Origin of the sequence: Alistipes sp. HGB5, assembly GCF_000183485.2 — a bacterium.
GTDB lineage: Bacteria > Bacteroidota > Bacteroidia > Bacteroidales > Rikenellaceae > Alistipes > Alistipes finegoldii.
The window spans coordinates 20,995-43,092 of the sequence record NZ_AENZ01000026.1 but is presented as its reverse complement, the minus strand read 5'-3'; the positions used below and the strand labels follow the sequence as shown (position 1 = coordinate 43,092).

Sequence of the window (22,098 nt, the reverse complement as noted above, 5' to 3'; positions counted from 1 at the left end):
GAAAAAACTACTTTTGACTATGGCCGCCGGAATAGCGCTTTGTTCCTGCGGTTCGCACGATCCGCAGATCGCGATTGTGCCCTATCCCAATCATCTCGAAGCCGGTCGGGGAACCTATCGGGTGACCGATCGGCCCGTTACGTGCGACAGTCGCACCGACGAGCGGACGCAGCGCGCCGTGGTCGGATTCGCCGCACGGCTGGCGACGGTTACCGGCGGGACGAATCCCGTGACGGTCGCCGACGAGATGCCCGCGTCGGGCATCCGTTTCGTCACGGACGAATCGCTCCCGGCCGAAGGCTATGAACTGAACGTGGACGGGGAGGGAATCGAAGTGCGGGCGTCGCAGTTTCCCGGCTTTCTCTATGCCCTGCAAAGTCTCGGACAACTGCTGCCCGCGGCGGTTTACGGCACGGAGACTGCGCCCGATGCGGCGTGGGAGGTGCCCTGCGTGAAGATCGCCGACGCGCCGCGGTTCGCCTACCGCGGCATGCACCTCGACGTGGCGCGCCACTTCTTCTCGGTGGACGAAGTGAAGCGGTATATCGACGTGATGGCCATACACAAGCTCAATACGCTGCACTGGCACCTGACCGACGATCAGGGCTGGCGCATCGAGATCAAGCGCTATCCGGAGCTGACCGCCGTGGGCAGCATCCGCAAGGCCACCGTGGTCCGCAAGGAGTGGGGAACCTATGACGGTACGCCCTACGGCGGTTTCTATACGCAGGACGAGATCCGCGACGTGGTGAAATATGCCGCCGACCGGGGTGTTACGGTGATTCCCGAAATCGACCTGCCGGGCCATATGCTGGCGGCGCTGACCGCCTATCCCGAACTGGGCTGCACGGGCGGTCCGTACGAGGTGTGGGGCCGCTGGGGCGTGGCCGACGACGTGCTTTGCCCCGGACGGGAGAAGACTTTCGAATTCCTCGAAGGCGTATTGACCGAGGTGATGGAGCTGTTCCCCTCGGAGTATATCCATATCGGCGGCGACGAGTGCCCGAAGGTGCGCTGGGAGAAGTGTCCGCGCTGTCAGGCGAAGATCCGCCAGCTCGGCCTGAAGGACGACGGAGAGCATACCGCCGAGCATTACCTGCAGAGCTACGTGACCGACCGCATCGGCAAATTCCTCGCGCAGCACGGCCGCCGCATCATCGGCTGGGACGAGATTCTGGAAGGCAGGGCGCCCTCCGACGCCGTCGTCATGTCGTGGCGCGGCAGCGAGGGCGGAATCGCCGCGGCCAAGCTGGGGCACGACGTCATCATGACGCCGAATTCGCACTTCTATTTCGACTACTACCAATCGCTCGACACCGACGCCGAGCCGTTCGGAATCGGCGGTTACATACCGATGGAGCAGGTCTATTCGTACGATCCGGCGTTCCCGGAGCTGACGCCCGAACAGCAGAAACATATTCTCGGCGTGCAGGCCAACCTCTGGACCGAATACGTCTTGAGCGACGAACACCTCGAATACATGCTTCTGCCGCGTCTGGCCGCCCTGAGCGAGGTGCAGTGGTGTCTGCCCGAAACGAAGGACTGGAACCGCTTCATCGGCAGTTTCAGGATGGACGAAATCTATTCTCAGATGGGATATGAGTTCGCCAAGCATATCTTCGGGGTGACGGCTTCGTATGCGGTCGATCCGGAGAAGGGGGGCGTCGTGATGACCCTCACCACGCAGGGCGGCGCGCCGATCCGTTACACGCTCGACGGCTCCGATCCCACGGCTTCGAGTCCGCTTTACAAGGCGCCGGTGACCATCGGCGAAAGCTGCACGTTCAAGGCCGCGGCCCTGCGCGAAGGCATGCAGACGCCGGTCTATACGCGGAAATTCGATTTCAACAAGGCGACCGGACGGCGCATCGCGCTGAACGCCGCGCCGACGCTCAAATATACCTACGGCGGCGCCTCGCTGCTGGTGGACGGTTACCGCGGAGGTCCCGTCTATTCGAACGGCGCGTGGATCGGGTTCCTGAACGAGCCGCTGGACGTTACGATCGACATGCAGGGGGCGAAGCCCTATTCGGCGGTGACCGTCGAATCGCTGGTCGAGAAGGGCGAGTGGGTTTTCCCGCCTTCGTCGGTGGGGGTCTACCTCTCGGACGACGGCAGGGAGTTCACCGAGGCGGCGCTGATGTCCGTGCCGCAGGAGACGGCCGGCAGCCCCGACGGCGTCAAGCCGTTCAAGGTGCTCTTCCCCGAAACCTCGGCCCGCTACCTGCGCGTGGTGGCCCGTACGGTCGATCCGATTCCGGCATGGCACGGCGCGGCCGGACAGAAGGCGCATATGTTCGTGGATGAAATCATCGTAGAATAAAACCGGGAGTGGACGTGGAGAAGACCGCCGTGCGAATACAGGGACGCGAGTCCGTTGCGATGACGACGGCCGAATTCGGCCGCCTGTTCGCTACGTGGCGCGCGCGGTTCGAAGCGATCGCGTGCCGCTACGTGCGGAGCGCGGCGGTGGCCGAGGATCTCGTCTCGGACAGCTTCATGTCCTTCTGGGAGAACCGCGGCCGGATTCCCGCCGATGCCAACCTGCAGGCCTATATCCTGATTATCGTCCGCAACAAATGCCTCGACTGGCTGCGCGCCCAAAGCCTGCATGCCAAGATCGAGCAGGAGGTGTACGAGCTTAGGCGGCGGGTGCTGGCGGCCGACATACGGTCGCTGCAGGCGTTCAATCCTGAGGAGATTTTCTCGGCGGAGGTGGCCGCGATCGTGCGGCAGTCGCTCGACCGCCTGCCCGAACTGACACGCGAAGTGTTCGTCGCCCGCCGCTTCGAGGAGCTGAGCTACAAGGAGATCGCCGAAAAGTACGGCATCACCGTGCGGCGCGTCGAATTCGAACTGGAAAAGGCCGTGAAGCAGCTGCGCGTGGCGTTGAAGGATTATTTGCCCGTGTTGCTTATGTTGCTGTCGGATAATATTTTGCGATCCTGAATTCGAGAGCGTGAATTATTAAAAATATTTTTTTAGCAAATCCAAGTGCGTCTGATTGGGAATCGGGCGCACTTATTCGTTTTTATAGAAACAGACGAAGAGAGAGAGATGAATCCGGAACTTATCTATAAATATTTGGAAAATACGGCGACCGATGCCGAGACGGAGCAGGTGCTCGACTGGCTCGACGCCGATCCCGCGCATATGCGCGAATTGGACGAGCTGGACAAAGTGATGGCCGCTTCGGTCATTTACGGTCCCGACGTGCTGTCGCCTGCGCCTGCGAAGAAGGCGGCGCGCCGCATTTCGCTGGGTCGCATTCCGCTGCGCCGCATCGTGCGTTATGCCGCGGAGCTGGCCGCCGTGGCGGTCGTCGGCATCGGCGTGGCCCGGATGCTTGCCGACGACCGGATCGAAGAGTGGACGCGGCGGACGACGGCGCTCGAAGTGCCTGCGGGGCAGTACCTGAGCATGGAGTTGCAGGACGGCACCAAGGTCTGGCTCAATGCGGGAACCCGGCTGGAGTATCCGCTGGTGTTCGCCGGGGGCGAGCGGCGCGTGAAGGTTGCGGGCGAGGCGATGTTCGATGTCGAGCACGATCCCGCGCATCCGTTCGTGGTCGAGACGTTCGCCTGCGACGTCGAGGTGCTGGGAACCAAATTCGACGTGACGGCCGAGGAGCGCGAGGGATTGTTCTCGGCGGCCCTGCTGCGCGGAAGCGTGAAGGTGACCAACCGCCTGACGCCCGGCGAACAGTTCGTCCTCAAGCCCAACGAGGAGGTGCGGCTGGCGGGGCGGCGGCTGAACCTGAATGCGATCGGCAGCATGGACGACTACCTCTGGACCGAAGGCATGATCAGCATCAAGGGCCTTTCGTTCGGGGAGCTGATGCACAAATTCGAAAAGAGCTTCGGCGTGAAGATACGGATCGACCGCAACCGGATGCCGGAGGTCGATTACAACCACGGCAAGATCCGCATTTCGGACGGCGTCGATTCGGCGCTGCGCCTGTTGCAGATGGCCTCGGATTTCACCTATACGCGCAGCGAAGACAACGGAACGATCGTCATACGATAACCAATTTATAAACCTGAAAAAAACGAAAAGACTGCCTATGAGAAGAGCCGAACAATGACCCTCGCCGGTCGTCCGGGGCAAATAAAAAAAGCTTGCAGATGGTCGCAACATCCGCAAGCCGCGGTCGGCCGTTAATCAGCTACCCAGCCTACTAACAACTAACTAATTGCAAAAGTATGAACAAAAAACGTATTCAGCAAATTAAATGCCTGTTTACACTCTTTTTTGTCGTGTGCGCATCGTTCTATGCCACACGGTCATACGCTCAGAATAATGCGGTGACGATCCGTCTGTCGGGCGTCAGCATGGAGCGTGTGATGAATGAAATCGAGAACCAAACCAATTATTTGTTCCTGTCGAACAAGGACGTGGACATCAACAGCGTCGTGAGCGTCGATGTGGAGGCGCGCCCGCTTTCGGAAGCGCTCGCGCAGATGGTGCGCGGAACAGACGTGGTCTACCGTTTCGACGGCAAATACATTCTGCTTTCGAAGGCCGACCGCAGGCCTGTGACCGTGAAGGGCGTGGTGACCGACGCCGACGGCGCGCCGGTGATCGGAGCTTCGGTGATCGTCAAAGGTACGACCGTCGGAGCTTCGACCAATACCGACGGCTCCTTCTCGCTGCAAGTTCCCCCCCCCGCGGAAAATGCTGTCCTGACCGTTACCTACTTGGGCTACGAGCCGGTCGATGTGACCGTCGGCAGCCGCACCGATTTCCGGATTACGCTCCGCGATTCGGCCGTGGCGGTGGAGAACGTCGTAGTGACGGCCCTCGGCATCAAACGTCAGGAGAAGGCCCTGAGCTACAACGTGCAGCAGGTCAAGTCCGAGGAGCTGACGACCGTCAAGGACGCCAACTTCATGAATTCGCTGGTCGGCAAGGTGGCCGGCGTGCAGATCAACAGCGGTGCGAGCGGCCCCGGCGCCAGTGCGCGCGTGGTGATGCGCGGCGAGAAGTCGATCGAGAAGGGCAACAACGTCCTCTATGTGATCGATGGTATTCCGATGTATAACCACAGCTTCGGCGGCGACGGCGGCACCTATGCCAAACAGGCCGGTTCGGAGAGCGCCGCGGATATCAACCCCGAAGACATCGAGTCGATCAACATGCTGACCGGCCCTTCGGCTGCGGCCCTTTACGGCAGCGACGCCGCCAACGGCGTGGTGGTCATCAACACCAAACGCGGCGTCAAGGACCGTACGGTGGTGACCGTCAGCAACAGTACGACCTTTTCGAAGGTCTACCGGCTGCCCGACATGCAGAACAGCTACGGAACCAGTTCGGGGCTGATGAACTGGGGTGAGAAGTCTGCCAGCACGTTCGACGCCAAGAAGTTCTTCAACACGGGAACCAACATCATCAACTCGGTGTCGGTATCGACGGGCAACGAGAAGAACCAGACCTATATCTCGGCTTCGACGACCAATACGGCGGGCATCATTCCCGAAAATACGTACGACCGCTACAACTTCACGGCCCGCAATACCACCTCGTTCGCCAAGGACAAGCTCGTACTGGACTTGGGCGCCAGCTTTATCATCCAGCACGACGAAAACATGGTGACGCAGGGCAAGTATTACAACCCGCTGCCCGCGCTCTACCTCTTCCCGCGCAGCGACGACTTCGACGAAATCCGCCTTTTCGAGCGCTGGGACCCCGTGCGCGGCTATATGGTGCAGTACTGGCCTTACGGCGAGGGCGCACATTCGCTGCAGAACCCCTATTGGATTCAGAACCGCATGAACCGCGAGACGAGCAAGCGCCGCTACATGCTCAACGCATCGCTGCGGTGGAATATCACCGACTGGATGAACGTTTCGGGCCGCGTGCGGGTCGATAATTCGGAATACCGCATCAAGCAGAAGCTCTACGCCTCGACGCTGACCACCTTCTGCGGAACGAACGGCGGTTACGAAGACCAGACGCAGCACGACCGCAGTTTCTACGGCGACGTGATGCTCAACATCGACAAGACCTTCGGTGACGACTGGACGCTCAACGCCAACATCGGCGCTTCGATCAACGACCAGCGCTACGAGCAGGCCGGCGTGGCGGGCGACCTGCTGCTGACCAACCATTTCGCCATGAACAACCTCAACTATCAGGAGAAGTTCAAACCCCTGCAGGAGGGATGGCACGACCAGACGCAGGCGATCTTCGCTTCGGTCGAGGTGGGGTGGCGCTCGATGCTCTACCTGACGGTGACGGGCCGCAACGACTGGGCTTCGCAGCTGGCCTATTCCAAAAACTCGTCGTTCTTCTATCCTTCGGTGGGTCTGTCGGCCGTGGTTTCCAACATGGTGAACATGCCCGAATGGTTCACCTTCCTCAAGGTGCGCGGGTCGTATTCGAAGGTGGCGTCGGCTTTCGCCCGCTACCTCTCCAATCCGGCCTACTCGTTCAACAACCAGACCCACAACTGGAGCAAGCCTTCGACCTATCCGGCCTACAACCTCAAGCCTGAGGACACCAAGTCGTGGGAGATCGGCCTGAACGCCCGTTTCCTCAACCACATCAACTTCGACGTGACCTACTACCGTTCGAACACCTACCACCAGACGATCTATGCGCCGCTGCCCTCTTCGTCGGGTTACAACCAAGTGGTCGTGCAGGCCGGCGACGTGCAGAACCAAGGCGTCGAGCTGGCGCTGGGCTACAACAACAAGTGGAATGACTTCACATGGAGCAGTTCGTACACCTTTACGCTCAACCGCAACGAGATCAAGCGGCTGGCGGCCGGCGAAGTGAACCCCGTGACGGGCGAGACCATCACCGACAACGAGATTCAGAAGGACTGGCTGGGCGCGAGCAACGTGGCGCCGCAGGTCATCCTGCGTCCGGGCGGTTCGATGAGCGATATTTACGTCAATCACGAGCTTAAGCGCGACCTGAACGGCAACATCGAGATCGATCCTTCGACGGGCAACCTCTCGATCGCCGAAACCGACTTCCGCAAGGTGGGCCAGCTCTCGCCCCGCTACACGATGGGCTGGAGCAACAGCTTCGGCTACAAGGGCATCGAACTCGGTGCGGTCCTCACGGCCCGAATCGGCGGCCTGACCTACTCGGCCACGCAGGGCGTGCTGGACTACTACGGCGCGTCGCAGGCCACGGCCGACGCGCGCGACCGCGGCGGCATTCCGATCAACTACGGCACCGTCGATCCCCAGAAGTACTATTCGGCGATTTCGACGGCCGAGGGCGGTTACGGAGCCTATTACCTCTACAGCGCCACCAACGTACGCCTGCAGGAGCTGAGCCTGCAGTATACGCTGCCGGCGCGGTGGTTCCGCAACAAAGCCAGACTGACGGTCGGATTCGTCGCCAAGAACCTCTGGATGATCTACTGCAAGGCGCCGTTCGACCCCGAAATCTCGGCGGCGACGGACAACGCCTACTATCAGGGCGTGGACTACTTCATGCAGCCGAGCACGCGCAATTTCGGCTTTAACGTGAAACTGCAATTCTAACCGAACCAAAGCTATGAAAAATATCATTAAACTTACCTGCCTCTTATTGACGGTATGCGGTTTTGCGGGTTGTACGGGCAATTTCGACGAGTACAACACCGATCCCTATGCCCTTTACAAGGGAGACCCCGCCGTGCTGATTCCCACCATGCTCGACGCCATGATGTACGTGCAGCAGAACGACTCGCAGATGGTCGATCAGATGGTCGGCTCGCTGGGCGGATATTTCACGCTGTCGAACCGCTGGGGCGGTCAGAACTTCGATACGTTCAATGCGTCCGACGCATGGAACGCCACGCCGTACAATACGATGTTCGAGGATATTTACGCCAACTTCTTCGACATCGAGAAATCGACCAGCAAGTCGGGCCACTACTACGCGATGGCCCGTCTGGTGCGCGCCGCCGTGATGATGCGCGTCGCCGACTGCTACGGCCCGATCCCCTACAGCAAGGTAGCCGACGGCTCGTTCTATGTCGAGTACGACTCGGCGGAGGATGTCTACAAGCATATCATCGAGGACCTCGCGGGCGCGGCGACCACGCTCTACGCCTATGCGCAGGAGTATCCGGCGTCGAAACCGCTGGCTAACAACGATCCGATTTTCGCAGGCGACTATACGGCTTGGGCGCGTCTGGCCAACTCGCTCTGCCTGCGTGCGGCGATCCGCTCGAACGACCGCGAGGCCGCCGAGAGCGCCTGCGGCCATGCCGCCGGCCTGATCGAGACCAACGCCCAGAACGCCATGATGAGTCCCGGCGTGCAGGGAAATCCCTATCAGCTGGCTTCGGCGTCGTGGGGCGACCTGCGAATCAATGCTTCGATCGTCGATTACATGACCGGGTACGACGATCCCCGCTGCGAAGCCTATTTCCAGAAATCGACCTTCGACAACACCCGCTATATCGGCATGCGCGCCGGTACGGCCGGATTCGAGAAATCGGCCGTAAGCGGTTATTCGCTGCCCAACGTGCAGTCCGGCTCGTCGCTGCCGATTTTCGTGGCCGCCGAGACCAATTTCCTGCGCGCCGAGATGGCGCTCAGAGAGTGGACCGTAGGCGGTACGGCGCAGTCCTACTACGAGGCCGGCGTGCGTCTGTCGATGGAGCAGAACGGCGTGGCGGGCGAGGACATCGACGCCTATCTGGCCGATGAAACGCTCGTTCCCGCCGGACATCTGAACGATCCGCGCGGCGCGAAGTACAACTACGACCGTCAGACGGACGTCAAGATCAAGTGGAACGACGCGGACGGCACGGAGAAGAATCTGGAGCGCATCATCACCCAGAAATGGATCGCAAACTTCCCGATGGGACTCGAAGCGTGGGCCGAATTCCGCCGTACGGGCTATCCCGAACTGGCGCCGGCCATCGACAACCTCAGCGGCGGCGTTATCTCCGACAACTTCCGCGGTCTGCGCCGGCTGCGCTATCCCTATACCGAGCGTAACCTCAACAAGAGCAATTACGACAAGGCGGTGGCATTGCTGGGCGGTACGGACAACGAGTCGGTCGATCTTTTCTGGACGAAGAAAAAATAGTGTCGAAACCTAAACGAAAGCATACATTATGAACATAAAGAAAAATATATGGGCATTGGCGGCGGCGCTGCTTTTCGCGACTGCGTTTACCAACTGCAGCGACTGGACGGAGGTCGAAGCCGAAAAGAAGGTCGATTACGGCAATACCGAGACCTCGCGCCCCGAATCCTACTACCAAGCTCTGCGCGAGTGGAAAAAGACGGATCACTCGATTTCGTTCGGGTGGTTCAGCGGCTGGGGCGATCCTGCCGTTCTGACGGCCAGTATGCTGATGGGACTTCCCGACAGTATGGATATGGTCTCGTTGTGGGACAATTCGAGCAACCTTTCGCAGGGCAAGATCGAAGATCTCCGCATGGTGCAGCAGAAGAAAGGGACCAAAGTGCTGATGTGTACCTTTATCCAGTATGTCGGCAAGGGGTTCACTCCTGCCGAATATGATGTCGATGAAGCGACCCGCGAAGCGTTCTGGGGCTGGGTGGACGACGATGAAGCGGCCATCAAGACCTCGATGGAGAAATATGCGCAGGCTATCGCGGATACCATTTACAAGTACAACTACGACGGTCTGGATATCGATTTCGAACCGAATGTCGATGGAGTTGTGGGCAAACTCGATGAAAACGATACTTATGTGAGATGGTTCCTCGATATTTTGTGCAAGCACCTCGGCCCTCAGTCCAATTCGGGTAAAATGCTCGTTATCGACGGCGAACTCTGGAAGGTTCCTGTGAGCGCGGCGACTTATTTCGACTATTTCATCGGACAGGCCTATTCGGTTTCCGGCGGCACTCCGTCGCCCAATGCCGGACAGAGCGAGTCGAATATGGACTCGCGCCTGACGCAGATAATCAATAGATTTGGGGGCGTGATGTCCGAGGAGGAGATCACCAAGCGCTTCATCGTTACGGAAAACATGGAGAGCGCCATTGACGCATTGAACGGCGGTTATTTCTGGACGCTTCGCAACGGAACCAGACTCGACAAGGCCGAGTGCCCGTCGTTGCTGGGAATGGCCAGATGGCAGCCCGTCAACGGCTTCCGCAAAGGCGGTTTCGGCGGTTACCGGTTCAGCAACGAGGCGGTGAACAAACCCTCCTACAAATGGATGCGAACCGGAATTCAGGCGCAGAACCCCGCAGTCAATTAGTCCGAACAACCAAAAGCAAGAAAAAGATGAAAAACAGCATTAAAACAGCAGTTCTCGGTCTCGCGGCGCTCGTTTCGGGATTCTCGGCCTGCAACGATGCCGATTACGATACGCTCGGAGTGCACGCCTTCGTCAGCGAGAGCGCGTCGAATAAAAGCACGAAAGTGACCATTACCGAACTGGGCGCCGACGCCGAAATCACGGCCTGCCTGAGCGAGGCCGCAACGAAAGACGTAAAGCTGAAATTCGTGGTCGATTCCGAGGTGCTGGACCGTTACAACCAGAAGCAGGCTTCGAGTTTTCTCGTACTGCCCGAAGAGGTCTACGAGATGGACTCCGAAGTGACGATCAAGGCCGGAGAATTCAGCGCTCCTGCAACCAAGATCCATATCAAGCCGCTGCCCAAGGAGTATGTCGGCGAGAGCTATGCCCTGCCGCTGCGTCTTGTCAGCGCCGACGGGTCGGTTCCGGTGACCTCGCTGACCTCGACCTATGTGATTACGACCGAAGCGATTGTCGTCTCGTCGCTCCCGATGTTCGTCGGCGGCGCGGGACTTGCCGCCGACGGTTTCCCCTTGACGCTTCCGCAGTTTACGGTCGAGGTGCGTTTCCAAGTGAGCAATACGGCCAACCGCAACCGTGCCGTATTTACCAACGGCGGTTCGGTGCTGCTGCGCTTCGAGGACCCGCAGAACGACACTTCGGACCATAAGGCCCATTCGCTGGTGCAGTTCCAAGGCGACGGCTGGTATCTCAATCCGTCGTTGTCGTTCACGCCCAACAAATGGCAGCATCTGGCGCTGACCTATGACGGAACCAAGGTGACCCTCTATGTCAACGGTACTTTTGCCGGAAGCAAGGAGGGCGTGTGCGATCCCAACTTCGGATCGGCCAACTGGTTCGGCGGCGATGCCGGCGGCGGACACGGAACCGGCGATTCGTGGTGGAGCGGATGTAAGATACTGATGTCCGAGGCGCGTATCTGGTCGGTATGCCGTACGGAAGCGCAGGTGCAGAACAACATGACCACGACCAGCGCCAAATCGCAGGGCTTGGAGGCTTACTGGCGCTTCAACGAAGGCGAGGGCAATACGTTCGAGGACTGCACGGGCAACGGGCATACGCTGAAGACGTCCAAGACCCCGACGTGGGTTGCCGGCATCAAGTCCACCGATACGGAAACGCCGTGGCCTTAATCCCGTAATTATGGCGCAGGCGCGCCCGGTGCGTGCCTGCCGCCATGCGGTTCATTCAAATTGTTTGTTAAATACGATTACATTATGATGAAAAAATTGAAATATCTTTTGGCCGGAGTTCTCGTTTCTGCGGTTGCGGGTTGTTTTGTCGCATGCGACGACGATGAGTCTGCAACAGACGAATGGACGGCCGACTATGTTTATTTGGAACGTCTGAAGCTCGGTGTCGGCTCTTTGGAGTTCAATCAGACGCATTCGTCTCTGGGAATTGCAGGCGATACGGAGGTCTCGATGCCGTTTGCGGTTTGTCTTGCCAAACCATGGAAGTCGGATGTCGCCGTGAAGTTCGCTTATACGATCGAAGGCGATATGCCGGAGGAGATCGTTACTTTCCGCGAAGGCGGTGCCGTCGTGATTCCTGCCGGGGAGTTGGCAGCCAGAGATACGATGGATCTCAGGACGGATTGGAGTTTTGTTCCGCAGGAGGCTGCCACCTACAAAGTGACGGTCGGGATCGGATCGGTGCAGCCTGTTTCCGGACAATTGCGTATTTCTTCGAAACAGAAGGAGCTGTCCGTTCAGATAAACAAAGCCAAATCCATGGATATACAGGCCGGCGTGAAACCTTCGGGCAGCCGGATTGCGGATTACAGCGGTTGGTCGGTTTATGCTACCAATGTGGATGATAATAATGCAGACTGGGGAGCCCATCAACCTAAATTGATCAATGGGAATACCGGAGATTATATATGGTTCAATACTCCCCATCTCGGTGTAAAGATCGACATGGGCGCTACAAAGACTGTTACCGGATTGGAGACGTTCAGTGCTTACGGTGCGGCTTATGCGATGAGTTCTTGTGCTGTTTATACTAGCGATGACGGGGCCGGGTGGAAACTCGTAACGCCTGAAGAGGGCTTGTCGATGACGCCTGCCGGAACGCAGTATGTTTCGTTTATCGCGCCGATAACCGCTCGTTATATAATTTGGCATATGTATGGGTCGGCGCCTCTCAGCTCCGAGATTTATGTTTATTCCAAATAGAGGTGGGCTTTGAATAGTTTTTGAGGGGAAGCCGCCCGGTCCGAGACCGGGCGGCTTTTTTGACCGAGAGGGCCTGTGGGATATGGTATATGGGCGATTATCGGCCGGAGCGTGTGCAACGGAAGCGAAAAAAGCGTACATTTGTGCCCATGAGTGAACGGCATATAGACATAAACGAATTCGATTACGACCTGCCCGACGGGCGGATCGCCAAGTTCCCGCTGGCCGAGCGCAGCGCCTCGAAACTGCTGGTTTACCGCGGCGGGGAGATCGGCGAAGCGCATTTCGCCGACATCGGCGACGTGCTGCCCGAAGGCCAGCTGCTGGTGTTCAACAATACGAAGGTGATTCGCGCGCGGATCATCATGCATAAGCCTTCGGGCGCCCGCATCGAGGTGTTCTGTCTCGAACCGCACGATCCGGCCGATTACGAACGGGCGTTCGCCGTCGTCGGGCGGTGCGAATGGTCGTGCATCGTGGGCAACCTCAAGAAATGGAAAGAGGGGTATGTGGAGATCAACTTCGAGCACGAAGGCCGCCCGGAGCATCTGCGGGCGTGGCTCGTCGAGAACCGCGGCCGCGAGCATACCGTGCGCTTCGAGTGGTCGGCGGCGATGACGTTCGGGCAGCTGCTCGAATACCTCGGACGGATTCCGATTCCGCCCTACCTGAACCGCGAAAGCGAGGAGATCGACTATACGCGCTACCAGACCGTCTATTCCAAATTCGAAGGATCGGTGGCCGCGCCGACGGCGGGGCTGCACTTCACGCCCGAACTGATCGAGGGGATGAAGGCGCGCGGCTTCGGGTTCGAGGAGGTGACGCTGCATGTCGGGGCCGGGACCTTTCTGCCCGTCAAGGACGACGATGCCGCGCGGCATCCGATGCACACCGAGCATTTCGAGGTGCGGCGTGCGGCGGTAGCCCGCCTGCTGGAGAAGTGGGGGCGGATCACGGCCGTCGGCACGACCTCGGTGCGGACGCTCGAATCGCTCACGGCGCTGGCGTGGCGCATACGTACGGCCGGAACGCCCGATGCGGAGCGGGTCGTCGGTCAGTGGGAGCTGTACGACGTGCCGGCGGAGTTTTCCGGGCGCGAGGCGCTGGAGACTCTGCTGAAATACATGGATGAAAAGGGGCTGGAACGCATCAAGGCGGCGACGCAGATCATGATTACGCCGCTGGGGTACGAGTTCCGCATCGTGCGCAATATCGTCACCAACTTCCACCAGCCCAAATCGACGCTGCTGCTACTGGTGTCGGCTTTCGTCGGCGGGGACTGGAAGCGGATTTACGAATACGCCCTCGGACACGGCTTCCGTTTCCTGAGTTACGGCGACTCGTCGGTGCTGATGCGCTGACGCTGGGAGCGAGGCTGAGGGAGAAAGCGCGGCTGCCGGATGCGGCTGCCGGCCGGTCTTCGGCGGTCATCAGACGGTCGTTCGGCGGGGGCGGAAAGTCTCCGGGGAGTCCGGGGAGAAGATCACGTGCGCAGCAGCGTTTCGCGGATGCGTCGCAGGGCTTTGGTGATCTGCGCTTCGACGGTCTTGACCGAAATCCGCATCTGGTCGGCGATCGCGGCGTTGGAAAGCCCCTCTTCGCGGCTTTTGCGGAATACTTCGCGGCAGCGGTCGGGCAGTTGCGAGACGGCTTCGGCGACCAGCAGCATCATTTCGTCGGCTTCGAGCTGCAATGCTTCCGGGTTCGTGAAGAGCGGCTCAGGTCCCTCGATGGGGATGCCGTCGGTGCGTTGGTCGCGAAGCCGGTTGAGCGCGCGGTTGCGCACGGCGCGGAACAGATAGGCCCGGACGGAAGTCGAGATGCGGAGTTCCCCGGCATGCTGCCAGATATGCGTAAAGGTGTCCAATACGATCTCTTCGGCAGAGGTGCGGTCGCGGAGCCAGTAGGCCGCGAACCTGCAAAGCGGCGCGTAATAACGGTCGAACAACTCCCTGAAGGCGGCGGTTTCCCCCCCCCTTCGGCTGATGTGTTTCCACAAAACCATGTCGTGTTCGTTTTCCGGCCTCATCGTATCGCTAAAGGAAATTCAGACTAATAAAGATAGGCATTTTCGGGGATAAAACGGATGCGGAACGTATGAATTTTTCGTTTCGAAATCCTTTAGTTCCTGTTATCCTGCGGAATGCGGGACGCCCGAAATCGGGACTGCGTTAAAAAAAGGGGCCTGCTGAAGTGTTTCAGCAGGTCCCTTTGCAGGTTCGGACGTATTATTCGAGCAGTTCGTTGTTGCCCCAGACATTCAGCTCTGCGATGCACCATCCCCGGAAAGTCGGGTTATAGGTCTTGTTCGTATAGCTGGCGTGAATGCGCAGCCGGACGTAACGCGCATGCTGGTAGTCGTCGAGCATCGGACTGATGACCACACCCATCGGGTCCAGCGGCGAGTCGGGATCGGTCCGGTAGTCGCGGTATGTCTGGGTGTAGGTCCAGTTGGCGTCGTTCGCAGCGCCGAGGCCGTCGCCGGTGATCTCCTTCGCGGTCCAGACCTCCAAGTGGGCGATGCCGTAGCGCGCGCCGGCTTCCGGTTTGCCGGTAGTCATGTAGCGCTGATTGAACTGGAAGCCGCGTACGGTCACCTCTTTGCCCAGATCGATGACGAAGTCGTAAGGCGGATTGGCCTGCTCCTCGTCGGCGTTGCAGTAGCCGAAGGTGTTGATGTCTTCGTCGAACATCTTCTCCACTTCGTAGTTGGGTTTGGCCTTGGGGGCGGCGAGCACCTTCCAGCCGCTGCGGTCGAGCAGCACGGGTGCGGGCGGTCCCGGCTTGACGAACTTGTTGAAGAGGATGTAGCGGACGCCGCCCGTCGGCGAGACCGTCGCCCGCGGGTCGCCCTTGATCGAATCGATGGCGATCGGGAGCAGGTACGGCTCCTCGTCGGGCATGCGCTCGCTGAACAGCTCGACTTTCATCGTCGAGGAGACCGTGTTGTAGCGGGGCAGCATGACTTCGGTGGTCGAGAATGCGTAGGCCTCCGAGGGGCAGAGCTTGTACGAGGTACCGTGCGCCGCGTTATAGGTCTCGACCAGTTCGGGGTCGATCTTGAACACGACGGTTATGTAGTTGCCGCTGATCTGCTCGGCCTCCACGCGGATGTTGAGGGTCTGCTTCTTGGGGCTTTCCACCGTAATCACTTCGGCGTCGGCCGCGGCGTCCTGAATGCTCAGCAGGGCAGGCTGCTTGAGCGCCGGACCTTCGTCGTCCTTGCAGCCCGCCGTTGCGACGAGCAGGGCGACGGCGGCCAGAAGACGTATGTTTGCATATCGTTTCATAATCGTTTGCGTTTAAGGGTTCGTCTCAGCATTGGAATTTGACATCGACCAGCACGGGAATATGGTCCGAGGCCCGCTTGATGTCGCCTTTGTTGAAGTCGAGCATGATCTTGGTGCCGACCACGTCGCACTTCGCGCCGTTGCCGTTCCAAAGCAGGATGTAGTCGATACATTTGTTCGGCGCCTGCGAGGAGTGGGTGAAGTCGCTCGCGCCGTGGGGCGTGAGGACCGTCCAGCCCGTCTTCAGTTTGGAGATGGTGGGCGAATCGGGACGGGCGTTGAAGTCGCCGCCGAGGAAGACGGGTTTCTTCGAGCCGCCGAATTCGCGTTCGATGACCTTGTTGATCTCGTCTACCTGTCCCGCCTGAGCCAGCGTGGATACATGGTCGAGGTGGGTGGTGGCGAAGACGTATTTCTCGAACTCCATGACGACCATCACGCGGGGTTCGGCGCCGTCGCCCTTCGGCAGCGGAGCGGCAAAGGTCCGGACGGGTTTCTCACGGCTGGCGATTCCGTCGCCGTAGGCTCCGCCCTGATAGGCCATCGCCCGCGAATATTCGTAACTCCACTCCTTGCCCATCAGTCCGGCGAATTTCTTGAGCTGGAAGACCCGGCCGGTGCGGACCGTGCAGCTGTCCAGTTCGCTGATGCCCACCAGATCGGCCTTGCCCTCGGTCATCATGTCGGCGATCATCTGGTAGCTGCCGTCGCTGATGTACTTGGTGAAGACGCCGACGTTGTAGGTCACTAGACGCGTCGCGCCGTCGGCCTTGGGGTAGTAGTCCCGACCCGGTTCCTCCGGGGTTTCGGGTTTCAGATGGGGCGGAACTTCGTCTTCGGAGGAGGAGCTGCTGTTGCAGGCCGTTGCCGGGCAGGTCAAGCCGAGCAGCAGCATGATGGTAAGATATTTTTTCAGTCTGTTCATCGTTTCGTTCGTTTTTGAAGTTAGTATTGGGAATTAAAAGTCGAGCCCGTCGTTCCAGCCGGGGTTTTGCGTCAGGGCGCCGCCGGTCAGCGAGCGGTCGTCGGTCGGAATCGGGTAGTAGTAGTCGCGGGCCTCGTTCCACTCGCCCGGATTCTTCTTGTGGGGCGAGATGTAGCCGTGGTCGCCTTCCGAGAGGAAGATGTCCTGATCGATCTCCATGATGAGCGGGGCTTTGGTCGAGGGCGTCTCTCCCTTGGTCTTGAGATAGATGTCGGGCGTGCCGTCGCCGTCGAGGTCGTATTCGCCCTTGGAGGGGATGTAGAGGCCCAGCAGCGGCTGCGTGAAGGTCTTGCCCTCTTTCCAGCGGATGAGGTCGTAGTAACGGTGGCCCTCCTGAAGCAGTTCGATGGTGCGTTCGCGGCGGATTTCGAGCAGTACGCCTTTGTTCGAACCCGTCACGTTGGGGTAGCCTGTCTCAGGGGCCGAAAGGTACGGGTCGGGGTTGGCGTTGGCTTGGGCCATGTCCAGATTGGGCATGCCAGCTCGGTCGCGCAGCTTCTTGATCGTCAGGTCGATGTCGTCCTGCGTCAGCGTGCCCAGCTCGGCTTTGGCTTCGGCGTAGTTGAGATAGATCTCGGCCGTGCGGATGATCGGCAGGTCGGTGTACGAGAGGTTGTAACCGTCGGAACCGAAATCGGCGGGCGCGACGAACTTGATGGGCTGGTAGCCCGTCATGCAGGTCGAAAGGCTCGGCACTTCGACCTTGGTGGAGTTGATGCGCGTGTAACCCGGCGTGCGGATCGACTGCGCCAGACGCGGATCGCGGTTCTGGCACTCGTCCCGGAACTCCATCGTTTCCCAGCCCGCCTTGTCCGTGAAGCGCGTGCCGTCGGCCATCAGATAGCTGGCGACGATCTTGCGCGTCAGGCCCGGACGCCCGTAGGAGGTGTTCAGCGAGTAGAAGGTGCTGTTGTGGAATACGCTTAGCCCCTTGTTGTAATCGCGGGCGAGGACGACCTCGATCTGCTGGGCGTCTTCCGACACGAACAGGTCGCGGTAGGCGGTCTGCGTGCCGCCCGATGTGTAGAGTCCGTAGCCGCTGTTGGTGATGAACTCTTCGGATGCCTTCGCCGACAGGTCGAGGTAGTATTTCCAGTCGTTCTCCGGAAGGTCGATGCCGTGGTATTTGCGGAACGTGCCTTCGAAGAGACAGAAACGCGATTTCAGGGCCAGTGCCGTCCATTTCGTGATACGGTAGAGGTCGTGTTTGGTAGGCAGGTAGCGGATGGCGAAATCGATGTCCTCGATCATGCGCTGCATGACGTATTCACGCGAATCGCGCGGACGCTTGAGCTCAGGATCGGCCGAGCCGATCGGTTTCGAGTACCATGGCACGTCGCCGAACCGCTTGATCTTTTCGAAGTAGAAATAGGCGCGGAAGAAACGGGCCAGCGCGTCGTAGCGGTTACGGACGTCGAGGTCCTTGCAGTTGACCGAGTATTCGAGCAGCGTGTTGATGTCGCGCAGGCTGGTCCATGTCCAGCCGCCGCCCGACGCGGGGATCGTGCGGCCGCCGCGCATCTCCTGAGGCAGGTCGTTGTGAATGATGTTGTCCCAGTACTCGTTGTAGAGCCCGTCGGACGGGAAGGCCGTGTAGAATTTGTTGCTGAAAGCCTGCAGCTCGTTTTCGTTCGAGAAGAAGGTTTCGGGCGACATTTGGGCCAGCGGGTATTTGTCGAGCCACTCTTCGCAGGAGACGAGCGCCATGGTGCAGCCTGCGGCCAGTATCAATAATATTTTTTTCATGGTTCTGCTTGTTTGATTAGAATGTGACATCTACGCCGAACATGTAGGTCTTCTGCCACGGGTAGGTGCGCATCTCGTCGTTCATGGCGGCCATTTCGGGGTCGATATAGTCCGAGCGGATGGGCGACCATGTGGCGAGGTTCTCTCCCGTGAAGTAGACGCGAAGGTTGTCGATCAGCACTTTGCGGGTCCATTTCTTGGGCAGCGTGTAGCCTATCGTGAGGTTCTTCAGACGGCAGTAGCGGATGTTCTGCATATAGCGGTCGTTGACGGCCGTCAGCTCGCGGTTGGTACCCGACAGGGCGACGTAGCCGCGCGGACGGGGGAAGTAGGCGTCGGGATTCTCTTCGCTCCAGTACATCTTGTGGAAGTCTTTGGGAATCCAGCTCGCATACGGACGGGCGTAGGGACCCCAGAAGGCGATCGTATTGGCTTTGGGATACCAGTGGCGGCGTCCGATGCCCTGAAAGAAGATCGAAAAGTCGATGCCCGCCCACGACATGCTCAGCATAGTGCCGTAGTGGAACCGCGGCTGGCTGTTGCCGATGATCTCCCGGTCGCCCGGATCGTCTACGGTGTTCTTGCCGATGGAGATGATGTTGTCACCGTCCAGATCGAGGAACTTCAGGTCGCCGGCGTGCAGGCCGCGTTCCGAGCCGGCCGCGGCGTTGATCCGGTTGTTGACGGCCGTCTGATCGACGGCGTAGCCGGCAGCCTCGGCGTCCGTGGCGAAGAGTCCGCCGATGCGGTAGCCCCAGATCTCACCCCAGCGCATGCCTTCGTAGTAGGACTTGGCGAACGTGCGGTCGGGGTTGGCGTATTTGGTGATGTTGGTCACGTAGTCGTTGAAGGTGACCGTCACGCTGTAGGTGAACGGCCGGCGCAGGAGCTGGAACTCGTCGCGCCAGCTGAGCGAGAGCTCGTAACCCTTGGTGCGCAGGTCGGCGCTGTTCATCTTGGGCGAATCGGCGCCGTAGACGCTCGGCAGTGCGACGCCGGCGGTCAGCATGTCCTTCGTATCGCGGATGTAGAAGTCGGCGCTGAAAGCCAGCCGGTTGTTCAGGAAGCTCATGTCTACGCCCAGATTGTTGTGGATCGAGGTTTCCCACGAGAGGTTCGAGGCCACGGGGGCCGAAATGGTGGCCGTCGTGGGTTTGTCGCCGCCGAACAGATAGTTCTGGTTGCCGATCGAGATTTTGCGGATATAGTCGTAGTAGCCTACGTTCTGGTTACCCAGCTGTCCGTACGAATACCTGATTTTGAGGTTGTTGAAGTTTTTGCGGATGCCCTCGAAGAAAGGCTCTTCCGAGATGCGCCATCCGAGCGAGAGCGAGGGGAAGAAACCCCAGCGGTGACCGCGCTTGAAGCGCGACGTGCCGTCGTAGCGGCCGCTCACCTCCACGAGGTATTTGCCTTTGTAGTCGTAGTTCAGACGGCCGAAGAAACCCATCAGGGCGTATTCGTTCTGGCCGCCGCCGACCTCCATGCGCTCGTTGCCGTCGGCGCCCTGTCCCACCAGATTGAGGTCCATCAGCGTTTCGGAGAGCAGGTTGTAGCCCGTGGCCGACACGTCCTTGAGATACTTGGTCTCCCAGTTGAAACCGGCCATCGCCTTGAAGTTGTGCTTCTCGTTCCACGTGTGTGCGTAGGTGGCGTAGACGTTGGCCTGATAGTAGTTGTGCATCATGGTCTTTTCGTAGAGCTTGTCTTGGAAGCGGCTGCCCGTCGAGAGGGTTTGCACTTCGCCCGGATACTGCGAGTATTCGGTATTGACCTGACGGTTGAGGTTGTGCTGGGTGTTGAACATGTAGGTGAAGTTACCCTTGATCTCCAGCCCTTTGACCGGGGTCCACGTCAGCTCCGTGGTGGTCGACATGTTGTCGGTCTTGTCCTTGTTGTAGTGGCCGCCCTTGTTCATGATCGTGGGCAGGCCGTCCATGATCGAGTATTTCGACAGCGAGGTGTAGTAGACGCTCGTGCCGTCGGGGTTGTAGGGCATCATCGAAGCCAGTCCGTGTACCGTGCCCAGCGAGAAGGCGGTATTGACTCCGCTGGGGCCGGGGTAGTAGTACTGGTAGTTGTAGTAGCTGGTGTTGTTGCTGATCTTGAGCCACTTGTTGATGTCGAACGAGATTTTCGAACGGAAGTTGATCCGCTGCAGACGGTCGGGGTCCTGACGGAAGAGTCCCTCTTCGCTGTAGTAGTTGCCCGAAAGCATGTACTTGACCTTCGAGTTGCCGCCCGACAGCGAGACGCTGTGGCTCGTGTTGGGGTGTTCGTCCTTGAACAGGTAGTGGTACCAGTCGAAGTTGGCGTAGTAAACATATGTGTCGCGGCCGTCGCGCTGGTCGATCTTCACCCACGGACGTTCGGGGTTTTCGACCTTGTCGTTGCGGCGGGCCCACAACTCCATCATGTCCTGCTCTGTGTAGTTGGTGTAGTTGGTGCCTGCGTCGGCGTGCCAGAACAGGTCGTTGACGTAGACCGAGTAGTAGCCGCGGGTCTCGTAGTCGGTCGAGGTGGTGGGGGCGTTCCAGCCCCAGCGGCCGCTGTACGACACGCGGGTTTTTCCCGAATCGTCGCCCTCCTTGGTGGTCACCAGCACGACGCCGTAGGCCGCGCGTGCGCCGTAGATGGCGGCTGCCGAGGCATCCTTGATCACCGAAATCGAGGCCACGTCGTTGGGGTTGAGCTTCATCAGGTCGCCCTCGGCGCCGTCGATCAGCACGAGCGGCGAACCGCCGTTGATCGAGGTGATGCCGCGGATGTTCAGGTCGGCCGAGTTGCCCGGACGGCCCGATGTGGTCGAGATCGTCAGACCCGGAACCGCACCCTGAAGCATGTGGGCTACGGAGGGCGCCGAGCGGCTTGCGAGCTGCGTGTCGTCCACCGTGGCGATGGCTCCCGTCAGATTGACCTTCTTCTGGGTGCCGTAACCTACGACTACGACGTCCTCCATCTTCACGGCGTCCTCGGCGAGGAATACCTTGAGGTTGTTCTGCGAGGCGGGGACGGAGACTTTCTTGGAGATGTAGCCCAAATAGGTGAAGCTGAGCACCGCATCGGCATTGGGAACGGTGATGGTGAAACTGCCGTTGTTCTCGGACACGGTGCCGCGCGTATTGTCGCCCTCCAGCGTGACGGCGACGCCGGCCAAGGGAAGCTCGTGGGAGTCGTTGACCGTGCCGGTGATCGTGCGCGATCCGGCCGGGGCCTTGCGCGCCGCGGGGATCAGGGCGATCTGGCGTTCGGAGATCGTGAAATTGAGACCCGTCGGGGCGAGCATCTGGCGCAGGGCGGCGGAGATCGGCAGCTGTTTGGCGCGGAGGCTGACGCGCCGGGTCAGGTCGGTCTGCTTGGCGTCGTAGAAGAATGTGTATTTGCTGCTCTTCTCAATGCGCGAAATGGCTTCCGAGAGCGGTATGTCGGTGAACTCAAGGTTGATCGCCGGCTCCTGCGTCTGGCCGTGTGCAACCGTTGTCCATCCGCAGACGAGCAGCAAAAGAATTGCGAATAGTCTAAAATGTTTCATGGTTGAAGTTTTAAGTTAGCGTGTGTTTGCGGCGGCTGCCGCGGGAAGGATAGCGTGCGGTTCAGGTCTGTTCGGTCATAGGCATTCGGAGTTTGGTTGGTGTTTGGTAGGTTTAC

General features: G+C 59.5%; 14 protein-coding genes. 9 read left to right on the top strand and 5 right to left on the bottom strand.

All coding sequences use genetic code 11. The features are described from left to right. Nucleotides 1-19: 19 nt before the first annotated feature. From HMPREF9720_RS04870 to HMPREF9720_RS04830, 9 genes are all read left to right on the top strand, one after another. Nucleotides 20-2,323, top strand: coding sequence for a glycoside hydrolase family 20 protein (locus tag HMPREF9720_RS04870; RefSeq protein WP_009597085.1), 2,304 nt, complete (start codon nt 20-22; stop codon nt 2,321-2,323). Between the two features lie 14 nt (nt 2,324-2,337). Continuing rightward, nucleotides 2,338-2,949, top strand: a complete 612-nt coding sequence (locus HMPREF9720_RS04865; protein WP_014775080.1) for an RNA polymerase sigma-70 factor — start codon at nt 2,338-2,340, stop codon at nt 2,947-2,949. Between the two features lie 108 nt (nt 2,950-3,057). Continuing rightward, nucleotides 3,058-4,026, top strand: a complete 969-nt coding sequence (locus tag HMPREF9720_RS04860) for a FecR family protein (RefSeq protein WP_009597107.1) — start codon at nt 3,058-3,060, stop codon at nt 4,024-4,026. Nucleotides 4,027-4,202: 176 nt separating this feature from the next. After that, nucleotides 4,203-7,499 (top strand): SusC/RagA family TonB-linked outer membrane protein, encoded by a 3,297-nt coding sequence (locus HMPREF9720_RS04855; protein WP_009597095.1) that lies wholly within the window; start codon nt 4,203-4,205, stop codon nt 7,497-7,499. Between the two features lie 13 nt (nt 7,500-7,512). After that, nucleotides 7,513-9,039, top strand: coding sequence for a SusD/RagB family nutrient-binding outer membrane lipoprotein (locus HMPREF9720_RS04850; protein WP_009597092.1), 1,527 nt, complete (start codon nt 7,513-7,515; stop codon nt 9,037-9,039). 28 nt (nt 9,040-9,067) lie between these two features. Next, complete coding sequence (locus HMPREF9720_RS04845; RefSeq protein ID WP_009597080.1) at nt 9,068-10,189, top strand: glycoside hydrolase family 18; 1,122 nt, start codon at nt 9,068-9,070, stop codon at nt 10,187-10,189. 26 nt (nt 10,190-10,215) lie between these two features. Next, nucleotides 10,216-11,385 (top strand): DUF1735 and LamG domain-containing protein, encoded by a 1,170-nt coding sequence (locus tag HMPREF9720_RS04840; RefSeq protein WP_009597084.1) that lies wholly within the window; start codon nt 10,216-10,218, stop codon nt 11,383-11,385. An 84-nt stretch (nt 11,386-11,469) separates the two neighbouring features. Then, nucleotides 11,470-12,429 carry a DUF4999 domain-containing protein gene (locus HMPREF9720_RS04835; protein WP_009597105.1) on the top strand — a complete coding sequence of 320 codons (960 nt, stop codon included), beginning with the start codon at nt 11,470-11,472 and terminating at the stop codon, nt 12,427-12,429. Between the two features lie 149 nt (nt 12,430-12,578). Then, nucleotides 12,579-13,790, top strand: coding sequence for an S-adenosylmethionine:tRNA ribosyltransferase-isomerase (locus tag HMPREF9720_RS04830; RefSeq protein ID WP_009597097.1), 1,212 nt, complete (start codon nt 12,579-12,581; stop codon nt 13,788-13,790). A 122-nt stretch (nt 13,791-13,912) separates the two neighbouring features. Here HMPREF9720_RS04830 and HMPREF9720_RS04825 read toward each other — a convergent pair whose 3' ends face one another. From HMPREF9720_RS04825 to HMPREF9720_RS04805, 5 genes are all read right to left on the bottom strand, one after another. After that, nucleotides 13,913-14,434, bottom strand: a complete 522-nt coding sequence (locus tag HMPREF9720_RS04825; protein ID WP_009597103.1) for an RNA polymerase sigma-70 factor — start codon at nt 14,432-14,434, stop codon at nt 13,913-13,915. Nucleotides 14,435-14,657: 223 nt separating this feature from the next. Beyond that, nucleotides 14,658-15,719 (bottom strand): BT_3987 domain-containing protein, encoded by a 1,062-nt coding sequence (locus tag HMPREF9720_RS04820; RefSeq protein WP_009597101.1) that lies wholly within the window; start codon nt 15,717-15,719, stop codon nt 14,658-14,660. Between the two features lie 25 nt (nt 15,720-15,744). Next, on the bottom strand, nt 15,745-16,644 hold the full coding sequence (locus HMPREF9720_RS04815) for an endonuclease/exonuclease/phosphatase family protein (protein WP_009597093.1): 900 nt from the start codon (nt 16,642-16,644) through the stop codon (nt 15,745-15,747). Nucleotides 16,645-16,677: 33 nt separating this feature from the next. Beyond that, the gene (locus tag HMPREF9720_RS04810) at nt 16,678-18,450 is read right to left on the bottom strand and encodes a RagB/SusD family nutrient uptake outer membrane protein (RefSeq protein ID WP_009597106.1); all 1,773 of its coding nucleotides are present in this window, start codon (nt 18,448-18,450) and stop codon (nt 16,678-16,680) included. Nucleotides 18,451-18,466: 16 nt separating this feature from the next. After that, on the bottom strand, nt 18,467-21,982 hold the full coding sequence (locus tag HMPREF9720_RS04805) for a TonB-dependent receptor (protein ID WP_009597078.1): 3,516 nt from the start codon (nt 21,980-21,982) through the stop codon (nt 18,467-18,469). Between the last annotated feature and the right edge of the window lie 116 nt (nt 21,983-22,098).